General features: G+C 30.7%; 8 protein-coding genes. 5 read left to right on the forward strand and 3 right to left on the reverse strand.

Annotation, left to right across the window (positions count from 1 at the left end):
- Positions 1-3 precede the first annotated feature (3 nt).
- Positions 4-2,565: a PEP/pyruvate-binding domain-containing protein gene (locus tag EG57_RS0222910; RefSeq protein WP_032079411.1), complete on the forward strand. Its 2,562-nt coding sequence runs from the start codon at positions 4-6 to the stop codon at positions 2,563-2,565.
- A 223-nt stretch (positions 2,566-2,788) separates the two neighbouring features.
- Here EG57_RS0222910 and EG57_RS0222915 read toward each other — a convergent pair whose 3' ends face one another.
- Complete coding sequence (locus tag EG57_RS0222915; protein ID WP_052038057.1) at positions 2,789-3,652, reverse strand: TerC/Alx family metal homeostasis membrane protein; 864 nt, start codon at positions 3,650-3,652, stop codon at positions 2,789-2,791.
- 506 nt (positions 3,653-4,158) lie between these two features.
- Here EG57_RS0222915 and EG57_RS0222920 point away from each other — a divergent pair.
- Together EG57_RS0222920 and EG57_RS0222925 are read left to right on the forward strand one after the other, a co-directional pair.
- Positions 4,159-6,048, forward strand: coding sequence for a sigma-54-dependent Fis family transcriptional regulator (locus EG57_RS0222920; RefSeq protein WP_032079412.1), 1,890 nt, complete (start codon positions 4,159-4,161; stop codon positions 6,046-6,048).
- 371 nt (positions 6,049-6,419) lie between these two features.
- Positions 6,420-7,481 carry an NAD(P)-dependent alcohol dehydrogenase gene (locus EG57_RS0222925; protein WP_032079413.1) on the forward strand — a complete coding sequence of 354 codons (1,062 nt, stop codon included), beginning with the start codon at positions 6,420-6,422 and terminating at the stop codon, positions 7,479-7,481.
- Positions 7,482-7,565: 84 nt separating this feature from the next.
- On the opposite strand, the gene EG57_RS0222930 is transcribed toward EG57_RS0222925, so the two are convergent.
- The gene (locus tag EG57_RS0222930) at positions 7,566-8,060 is read right to left on the reverse strand and encodes a prolyl-tRNA synthetase associated domain-containing protein (RefSeq protein ID WP_032079414.1); all 495 of its coding nucleotides are present in this window, start codon (positions 8,058-8,060) and stop codon (positions 7,566-7,568) included.
- 263 nt (positions 8,061-8,323) lie between these two features.
- Here EG57_RS0222930 and EG57_RS0222935 point away from each other — a divergent pair, with 263 nt between their 5' ends.
- Both EG57_RS0222935 and EG57_RS0222940 read left to right on the forward strand, forming a co-directional pair.
- Complete coding sequence (locus EG57_RS0222935) at positions 8,324-9,157, forward strand: methyl-accepting chemotaxis protein (RefSeq protein ID WP_032079415.1); 834 nt, start codon at positions 8,324-8,326, stop codon at positions 9,155-9,157.
- Between the two features lie 12 nt (positions 9,158-9,169).
- The gene (locus EG57_RS0222940; RefSeq protein ID WP_032079416.1) at positions 9,170-10,030 is read left to right on the forward strand and encodes an MBL fold metallo-hydrolase; all 861 of its coding nucleotides are present in this window, start codon (positions 9,170-9,172) and stop codon (positions 10,028-10,030) included.
- 83 nt (positions 10,031-10,113) lie between these two features.
- Here the strand turns inward: EG57_RS0222940 and EG57_RS25290 are convergent, their stop codons facing one another.
- Entirely contained in the window at positions 10,114-11,196 is a 1,083-nt protein-coding gene (locus EG57_RS25290; RefSeq protein ID WP_242859918.1) for a methyl-accepting chemotaxis protein, read from the reverse strand.
- Positions 11,197-11,272: the final 76 nt, after the last annotated feature.

The following is an 11,272-nucleotide window of genomic DNA, read 5'->3' on the forward strand; positions in this document are numbered from 1 at the left end:
ATTATGATTTATTATGTCCTACCCTTGGCACATAAACAGGCAACTCTTGAAATGGTTGGCGGAAAAGGTATGTCTTTATCAAAACTTTTAACAGCGGGTATTCCTGTACCAGATGGATTTCATGTTACAACCTACTCATACCAGATTTTTGTTAAAAAAAACTATATTCAACCTCAGATTAATAAGCTACTGGACAGTATCGATTGCAACAATATCAGCCAGCTTGAAGATGTATCTGCAAAAATTGGGATACTTTTCCACAATGGAGAAATGCCGCAGGAAGTATCAGCTGCAATTAAAATCGCTTATGCTGAATTAGGGAATATTGCGGTCGCTGTTCGTTCCTCCGCTACCGTCGAAGATTTGCCCGACGCTTCTTTTGCGGGGCAGCAGGAAACTTATCTTAACATACAAGGTGAGAATGAAATTCTTGCCGCTGTAAAGCGGTGTTGGGCTTCCTTGTGGGCAGCTCGTGCTATTGCTTATCGTGTTAAGAGAAATATAAAGCAGGAGGTTGTTGCGCTTGCCGTTGTAGTACAAAAGCTTGCTTTTTCCGATGCGTCCGGCGTTATGTTTACACTAAATCCTATCAATGGCAGACGTGGCGAAATGATTATTAACGCCGCATGGGGGATTGGTGAAGCGGTGGTTTCTAGTTTAGTTACACCCGATACAATTGTTGTGGATAAGAACCTTGAACGAATTGTATCATATGAAGCGGCAAACAAAGAAATAATGACAGTTCGCACCTCAGATGGAACAGAAGAAATTTTGGTTCCTGAACGGTTGAGGAAAAAACATGCCCTTAGCCGGAATCAAGTTATGCAGCTAACACAGCTTGGAAAGAAAATTGAGAAAAATTATCAAATGCCTATGGATATAGAGTGGGCGCTTGAAAAAGATAAATTGTATATTGTTCAGGCTCGCCCCATTACTGTCTTGCCGTCGGAATGGGTGTTACCGGAAAAGGGTGTTATATACACAAAGGGTAGTTTAGCAGAACATTTACCCAATCCTGTTACGCCATTGTTCGCCACGTTTGGTCTTGAAATCGTCAATCGTGCGTCGGCGCTTTTATGGGTAGATATGTTTGGTAAAAGCGCGAAAAAGTTAATGCCGGAAAATGGAGTATATACGATTATTAATGGATATGTCTATCTTTCTGCTAAATCAAAGCCACTTTTGATTGCTGTCAAATCCTTTTCTCCCCAATCTTTACGCCGGGTGCTTACGAATAGCGTCACACGTTGGGAAGCGGCGAGAAAAGAATTTGAATTTGTGATTAAACAATGGGAAAAAAAGCTTCTATATAAGCTGAACAGCCACCAAATAATGGAGGGCATTCAGACTGTATTTTATGCCTCGTGTATTTATTTCACAAGAATTCAGCTTACATTGCCTGCTGCTTCTATCAGCGAAACATTATTTACAAAATTATTTCGGAGAACAGCTCGCCGCATCGGTATGACAGATACTTCCGTCTTTCTGTTTGGATTTGACACGATTGCTCTGCAAGCGGAAAAGAATCTTTGGAGCCTATCGGAATGGGTAAAGCAAAATAGTACATTAAACCTTTATCTGAAAAATAATCCGTCAAGAAAAATAGCGGAAGATTTCATGTCCTCAGTTATGCCTACCGAAGTTTTACAGGATGTATGGATAGAATGGAAAAACCGAATCAATCAGTATTTCAAAGATTTTGGCTGTACTGCTTATGAATTTGATTTTGCGTATTCAACACCACAAGAAGCACTTACGCCTACACTTGAATCTATAAAAACATTTCTGGAAGGAAAAGGGGAAAGTCCTTTTTTACGCCAATTCACATTTGAAAAGCGCAGGAAACAGGCAGAAGAAAAGATTTTAGAACATATGGGTAGCGCGCGTAAAAAACTGTTTTTGAAGTTGCTCCATTGGGCGCAGGAAACTGTTCCTATGCGTGAAAACGCTATTTATTTGATGGGAATGGGGCATCCACTGATTCGACGTATGTTTCAGGAAATTTCAGAACGCTTCATACGCGGCGGAGCTATTTCACATTTGGATGATATTTACTGGCTCACAAAATCGGAATTGGAAGCACTTATAGAACAAGTCGATAAAAATATGTCTTTATCTCATATGAGTGGGATAATACCTGCTCGGAAAGCGGAATTCAAAAAATACCTAGGTTATGTTTCACCATCCAAGTTGCCGGAGAAAAACAAAAAAACCATATCACATCTATCACGGAAAGATGGGAAAATTGTGTTGATGGGTATTGGCACTAGTGCTGGCATTGTGACGGCTCCCGCTTGTGTACTGAATAGTCCGGAAGATTTTGAAAAATTTCAGCCAGGAAGTGTGTTGGTTGCTGTTACCACAACTCCAGCATGGACACCTTTGTTTGCCTCTGCAAGTGCGATTGTAACGGACATTGGGGGTCCTCTCAGCCATTCAAGCATTGTTGCCCGCGAATATGGCATCCCCGCTGTTATGGCTACACGCACTGCCACGCGAAAAATCCAAAGCGGACAAATGATAATGGTAGACGGGTCCATGGGGACAGTGACGTTCAATGAATAAAAAGTCTATTTTCTCTTTGAAGTTTGCGACCTTTGTGATTGTGTTAGGATATAACTTAATATTTCTGGTTATGATGTCTTACATGGAAAGCCTCGGTGGGAGTGTAGCAGTGGGCTTGGCTAGCTCACTGCTGTATATATCACTTTTGGTTTGGCTTCATCTTTAGCTCTATAATTCATATTATATGCTAAGCTTAACTGACCTTAAAAAAATTGTAGCTATTTTATTGAGTCGTATTTTCTGAATCTTCATAGGACAATGATGTTTTTTCTTTTTTAGACATATATATAGAAAATATAATACTTATAGCTAATAGGAGAAATATAATTATCAGAGATAATACAACTGAAATATTTATATGAAAGAATCCAGCTGAAAGTTTTACACCTGTGAATATGAGTATGCAAGCAACTCCATATTTTACATAAGCAAATTTGTTGTGAAGTTTTTCAAGTAAAAAATACATACTTCTAAGTCCTAAGATTGCAAATATATTAGAAGTATATACTATAAAAGGATCTGTAGTTATTGAGAATACAGCAGGTATTGAATCTATTGCAAATAATATATCCGATCCTTCTATAAGTATAAGTACTGCAAAAAGTGGGGTAGCATAAAGAATTTTATTTTTTCTTGTAAAGAATTTTTCTCCATCTAATTTATCAGAGACAGGTATTATTTTGTGTAAAAGCTTTAAAATTTTGTTATCTTTAAAGTTTTGCGTTTCTTTTTTGTCAAATATCATTTTAAAGCCACTTATCATGAGTAATAAGCCAAATACATACAATACCCAGTGAAATTCATTAACAATTCTTACTCCTAAAATTACAAATATAAATCTTAAAACTATTGCTCCAGCTATACCATATGTTAGGATTCTTTTTTGATATTGAGGTTTTATTCCAAAGTTTTCAAATATAAGCAGAAATAAAAATAAATTGTCTAAACTTAAACTTTGCTCAATTACATAACCTCCTAAAAAGGTTAAGGCTTTTTCTTGTCCCATAAAGAAATAAATTCCGGCATTAAACAGCAAAGCGATTCCAACCCAAAACAGAATATTTTGCAATGATTTTTTTGTAGACATAATATAAATACCTCCTTAAATTTAATGTAGATAGTTATCATAATAAAACAGAAAGACTTTTAACATAATCTACGTTAAAGTAGTATTATGTTAAAAGTCTCATTACCTTAAAACAGGTTTATAAAGCCAGATATAAATCGAATTGTTGACTTTATAATTTAAATTACTCCCTTTTAACTAGTTAATAATAACTTCTTGATGCAATATTAACATAAAATCTAACCTTATGTCAAGCTAAAAAATAATATTTTAAATAATAAAAATAAATATAATAAAAAGTAATTAATACTGTTAAACATAAATGAGCTTCGTTACATTTTTGATAAAATTTCTTAAGTTTATATTTCGAACTTGTTTGATATGAAAATTAAGATATATAATTATATTTATAATAAAAGAATATTATAAAGATGTTTTAAAATGTCGGTAGTTAGAAATTTAATTTTATTAATAAATTTTATGATATTTTCATGCTGACAAAAAGTTTGAAGAGGTGATTTTTGATTATGATTGAAGTAAATGATTTAAAAAAAGTGATAGACAACTCTCATAAAAGATGTATGAATTATGATATTGATAAAAAAAGAGTATTTCCTATAAGAACATTGAGTGCAGTAGAGCTCCATAAAGCATTAGACGAAGATAGTGAATTGATAAAGATTTCTATACCTTTTATGGAAATATTGTATGATTTTTTAAGAGGATCAGGCTTTGCATTATACCTTACAAATAGTGAAGGTTTTATTCTTACTATAGTTGGAGATGAAGAAATAATAAAAGATATGGCACAAATAGGAATTGTTGAAGGTGCAGATATGAGCGAGAAAAGCACAGGTACTAATGCTATTGGAACAGCACTTTATGAGGATTGTTCAGTTCAAACATCTGGAAAAGATCATTATATAGAAGCATACCATCCTCTTACGTGTTCAGCTGCAGTTATTCATAATGAGAAAAGAAAGACTATAGGTTGTTTGAATTTAACTGGTAAATGTAAGTTGGCTCATCCACATACATTAGGACTTGTGGTGGCTGCAGTAAAATCTATTGAAAATCAATTAAAAGTGGAAAAAACTCAAAATGAGCTATTTAATGCTTATCAATACTTAAATAAAGTAATGGATTCTATTAATTCAGGTATTTTTGCTTTGAATACTAATGGAGTAATAAAAGCTATAAATAAAAGTGCTTGTACAATGTTATGCGTAAGGGAAGAAGTTATAAATAAAAAGGTATATGAAATTTTGAATAATTGGAGAGAAATGCTAAGAGAAATTACTGAAGGAAAAATTTATGAAGGTAAGGAAGTTACATATACTTGTGGAGATAAAAAGAAAATATTTAGCTTAAATGCATATCCTATAAAGAATAAAATTGGAGATATAATTGGTATAGTAGGCATATTTAATGATATCCAAGATGTTTATAATTTAGTTAACAAATATACTGGTAAAAATGCTACTTATACTTTTCAAGATATAATAGGCAAAAGTGAAAAAATTTTAGAATTAAAAAAGGAGGCAGAGAGCATTTCTAATAGTCCATCTACAGTACTTATTCAAGGAGAGAGTGGAACAGGAAAAGAATTGATTGCTCAAGCAATTCATAATAGCAGCAGTAGAAGAGATAAGAGTTTTGTTGCAATTAATTGTGGAGCAATACCAAAAAGTTTAATAGAAAGTGAACTTTTTGGATATGAGCGTGGAGCATTTACAGGAGCAAAGCAAGGAGGACATCCAGGGAAATTTGAACTTGCTAATGGAGGTACTTTATTTTTAGATGAAATTGGAGAGATGCCACTTGATGTTCAAGTTCACTTTTTGAGAATATTGCAAACTTCATGTTTCTACAGATTAGGGGGAAGTAAAAATATAAGTGTAGATGTAAGAATTATTGCAGCTACAAATGAAAATTTAAAAGGAAAAGTAGAAAAGGGAACTTTTAGAGAAGATTTATATTACAGATTAAGTGTAATTCCCATTAATGTACCTCCTCTTAGGGAAAGAAATGGTGATGTAGAAATTTTAATACAATACTTTTTAAAGACAAAGGCTGTTAAGCTAGGAAAGTCCATACCTAAAATGAAGAATAATATTTATAGAAAACTTATTGATTATACTTGGCCAGGTAATGTTAGAGAATTAGAAAATTGTATTGAAAATATAGTAAATATGAATGGAAATACTTCTTTTGATTTTGAAGATGATTTCTCAATGAAAAAGCAAAATAATGTTTCACAGAAAATTCTTGAATATAATATGTGTTCTTTAGAACAATGGGATAAAATAGCGATTAAGAGATGCATAGAAAAATGTAATGGAAATATTACAAAAGCTGCAAAAATATTAAAAATAAATAGAAGTACCATATATTCGAAGATGAAAAAGAATTTTTGAAACTAATCATATTAAAAATAATAATATATGTTAAATTTATAACTACAATGAAAAATAAATTAATGTATAAAAAAACAACAATGTTGAAAAAAACAACAATATTTTGTAAAAAGTGTTGATAATAACAACATTTTGATTTTATTTAAGCTAGTGTTTATAAAAAAGTCAGTGATTTCAGTATATTAAGAGAGAAAATTCTTTTGGCATTATTATTGCTAAAATATATTGTATAAATAAATAACATATATTGTTAAAAAATAGTTTTGTTTTGAATCAAACATAAATTGATAAAAGTATACTAAATAAACTTTTTATTATATCAGATTTAAAATAAAGCTATAAAAGACTAAAGAAATTAGGAGGTTTTTTGTATGAAAGGTTTCGCAATGTTAAGTATCAATAATTTAGGGTGGATAGAAAAAGAGAAACCAGTTGCAGGTCCTTATGATGCGATTGTACGTCCACTAGCTTTGTCTCCATGTACATCAGATATACATACTGTATTTGAAGGAGCAATTGGGGATAGGCATAACATGATATTAGGACATGAGGCTGTTGGTATAATTGAAGATGTTGGTAATGAGGTAAAGGATTTTAAAGCAGGAGATAGAGTAATTGTTCCTGCGATAACTCCTGACTGGAGATCATTAGAGGTTCAAGCAGGATTTCAGCAACACTCTAATGGAATGCTTGCAGGATGGAAATTTTCAAATTTTAAAGATGGAGTTTTTGCAGAATATTTTCATGTAAATGATGCTGATATGAATTTAGCACTTTTACCAGATGAAATTTCTTTAGAAAGTGCTGTTATGATAACAGATATGATGACTACAGGTTTTCATGGTGCAGAATTAGCAGATATACAATTAGGTTCGAGTGTGGCCGTAATAGGAATTGGAGCAGTTGGACTAATGGCAATAGCTGGATCCAGATTGCGTGGTGCTGGTAGAATATTAGCAGTAGGAAGTAGACCAGTTTGTGTTGAAGCAGCTAAATTTTATGGTGCAACAGATATAATCAATTACAGAAATGGAGATATTGCAAAGCAAATTTTGAACTTAACTTCTGGAAAAGGCGTTGATAGAGTAATTTTAGCAGGTGGAACTACTGAAACTTTGATACAAGCTGTATCTGTAGTTAAACCAGGAGGAGTAGTTTCCAATGTTAATTATCATGGTAAAGGAGATTTCCTTCCAATACCTCGTGTTGAATGGGGATGTGGAATGGCACATAAGAAAATAGTTGGAGGTCTTTGTCCAGGAGGACGTCTTAGAATGGAAATGTTAGTGGATTTAGTAAGATATAAACGTGTAGATTTAAGTAAATTAGTTACACATGTATATAAAGGACTTGATAAAATTGAAGATGCTCTAATACAAATGAAAGAAAAACCAAGAGATTTAATAAAGCCAGTAGTAATTATAGATAAATAATTACAAAATGAACTTTAGCTTCTGCATCTTAAGTTCAGAAGCTAAAGTTGTAAAAATATTTTTTAAAGTAAATGTTTTACATATTTAAATTTTTATGTATGTAAATTCGTTTCCACACCAATGAACAAATTTTTCTAAATCCTTAAGGGATAAAACAATAGTTGCAGTATTAACATTAGGATGAACAGCTATTTTTGATGATTTTGTCAAATCACTATCTATAATAAGCTTTACTTTTTTATCGTTATTATTTATTAATCCCATGGGAGTGACAGAGCCTCTAGTCAAACCTAGATTATTATATAGCCTTTCTTCTGAACCAAAACTTAAAGGAGTACTGCCTAAATCTTTGGAAAGTTTTTTTAAATCAACGGTTTTAGATTCCTCTAGTACTACAAGATAATGAATATCACCTTTTCTATTGCGGAGAAATAAATTTTTACAACCAGTTCCATCAAAAACAAGATTCTTTTGTTTAATTTCATCAACAGTAAAAACTGCATCATGTTCATATCTTGTGTAGATTATATTAAGTTTATCTAAAGCAGCATATAACTTTTTTTCATTTTCTGTAACCATAATAAATTCAACCTCCATATCAATTTAATATTTTATAATAATTATACACTCAATTTTTGTACATACAAAATTTTAATTTAACATAAGTAATATATTAAAAATTTGTTTTTAGTGTTTCAAATTCTGTTAAAGTTATTGAAAATGGTTACGAAAATAGTTGTATTGACTATTTTATATAATATTCATTATTAAGATAAATTTTACATAAATGTTCTTTTGTACATTTCGCAGAAACATTAATAATTACTAAGGAAGTGAAAACATTGATAAATGAAATAAGTGATAATAGCTTGATTCAATCCTTTTACAATCTAATTCCATATTTTCAATATTACTTTAATGATGAATTAATTTTTACTATATCCAACACTGAAAAATTCCTTTTTGTTCAGGATGGTGAAAGCTTAAAAATGGCAGCTAAAACGGGAGATAAAATACCTAAGGGATGTGCAGCAGATATATGTTTGAGAGAAAAGAAACCTATCTGTGCAATCATACCTGAAGAGGTATTTGGAGTATCATTAAAGACAAATGCAGTTCCGGTATTTGAAGATGATAAAATAGCAGGAACTATGGTAATAGGTGTGAGTTTAGAAAAAAAGAAAAGGGTTTCAAATATGGTGGGTTCCATATCAGCTTCCATAGAGCAGATAAATGATAATTTAATGAATATGTCTTCTGGCCTTCAACAAATTTCTGAAACTAATATGGATATTCAAAAATTTGTTAAAGAAACTAATGAAAGTTCTAAGGAAACAGATGAGATTTTAAGTTTTATTCAAGGTATTTCAAAACAAACTAATTTGCTTGGATTAAATGCTGCCATAGAGTCTGCTAGGGCAGGAGAGTATGGCAAAGGTTTTAGTGTAGTATCAAATGAAATTAGAAGATTATCTGATTCTAGTGGAGAATCTATAAAACAAATTAATACCATATTGAACAATATGCAGAATTCAATATCAGAGATCTATGAAAGATTTAATAATTCAAATGAGATATTACAAAAAGAAACAGCAGGAATACAACAAGTTTCAGCATCAGTAGAGGAACTTAATTCTACAGCAGCAACTTTGAAGGAATTTGCTGAAAAAATATAATGGGGTGATAAAATGAGAATAACTACTTTAATAGAAAATACTCAAGATGAAAATAAAAATTTGAAGTATGAGCATGGACTTTCAATGTTTATTGAAATGAATGATTGCAATATTTTATTTGACACCGGGAAAAGTGGAGATTTTATAGAAAATGCTGAAAAACTAAATGTAGACATTAAAAATACAGATGTTCTAATTTTAAGTCATGCTCATTATGATCACTGTGGTGGAGTTAAAAGATTGTTGGAAACTTATGATATAAAACCTAAACTTATTATAAGTGAGCATTTTTTTGAAAAAAGCAACAAATATCACTATTCTGATGGAAAGCTTAAAAGTGATTTTTCAAATGGAGTAGGTTACAAATATATAGGAATAAACTTTGATGAACAATATATCAAGAATAAAAGTTTACCTGTAAATTTAGTTAAAGATGATTTGTTAAAGATAAATGATAAGGCTTTTGTATTTTCAAATTTTAATAGATATTATTCTTTTGAAAAAATTAATGAAAACATGAAAATTAGAATTGATGATAAATATGAAATTGATAATTTTGAAGATGAAATAGCTTTATGCCTTAAAACAGAAAAAGGTCTTATTGTTATACTTGGATGTGCTCATCCTGGTTTTTTAAATATGATAAATACAATTAGTGAAAGAACTGGAGAAAAGGTAATAGGTATAATAGGAGGAACTCATCTTATTGAAGCAGATAATGAGAGAATAGAAAAATCAATTAAATATTTGAATTCCTTGAATATAAGTATTTTAGGATTGTCACATTGCACTGGCGAAAAAGCTGTAAAAATGCTTAATGAAGAATGTAAAGGGAGTTTTATAAATAGAACGGGAACGATACTAAATTTATAGAATGTCTAAAGAAGCTATGAAATAGGATATTTAATATATTTCATAGCTTTTATTTAATTAAAATTGATCACATTGAGTTTTTATTAATCAACTTTAAATTTAGAAATTTCGTTTGATAACAGTATTGAAAGATCTTCTAATTCCTTTGAGGCAGTTTTTAGCTCTAAAAACATTTTTTCTTGATCATTTACTATTTCTTCGGTAGATGACGTATTAGCAGCAGCTTCTTCACTTATTGAAGAAACATTTGAAATAGCTTTATGAATATTTATATTTTCATTTAACAATTTTTTAGCAATTTCAGATACATTAGAACTAACATTTTTTATTTTTTCAATTTTATTTGATATTTTGCAAAATGTATCTGAAATAGTTTCCATGGAGCTGGTACCTGATTCCATATAATTTATACTGTCTTTCATAGTTGATGAAGCTTCTAATACTTGTTTTTGTATTTCGGATATTTCTTTAGATATCTTTTCGGTTGATTTAGAAGATTCTTCAGCTAATTTTCTGATTTCTTCAGCTACTACAGAAAAACCTTTACCATGTTCACCAGCCCTTGCAGCTTCAATACTAGCATTTAGCGCTAATAAGTTTGTTTGATCTGATATAGAGCTTATTGAAGTTGTTATATTTTCAATATTTTTAGATCCATCAGAAAGTTTTGTTATGACTTTGCTGGAATTTAATATACTATTTTTCATATTGCTTAATAAATCCATTGTAGAATTTAAATTGTAGGAACCATCAGATATATTGTTTTTTGCTTCTAATATCATAGTATCAATGTTTGTACTTATTTCTACTAAATTTTTAGATTGTTTTTCCATGTCGCCTATATACTTAGTAACATTTGAAATTTCAGAAGCAGTTACTTTAGAACCTGAAGCTAAATCTGTAATGTTTTCTTGAATACATTTGGCACTTTCGGCAACTTTGAAACCGATCTCTTTGTAATTTTTCGAAGAAAAAGAAACAATATCTGAAACGTTTTTTAATTTTAATACAATATCCTTTAAATTTTTCACCATTTTATTAAAAATAGCATTAAATGTTCCTAATTCATCTGATGTTTCTGGCAAATAGTCAACTAGGTACCCATCGGCTACTTTTTCAGCAGCTTGTGATACATTTAATAATCTGTTAAAAAGGTATTTTGTCAAGAAAGTTAGTATTATAACAGAGATTTAGCACATAAATTCCAGTTAAAATTTTATTTTTACTGGAATTGTATTTTTT

Source organism: Clostridium drakei, assembly GCF_000633595.2.
In the GTDB taxonomy this organism is placed as follows: domain Bacteria; phylum Bacillota; class Clostridia; order Clostridiales; family Clostridiaceae; genus Clostridium_AM; species Clostridium_AM drakei.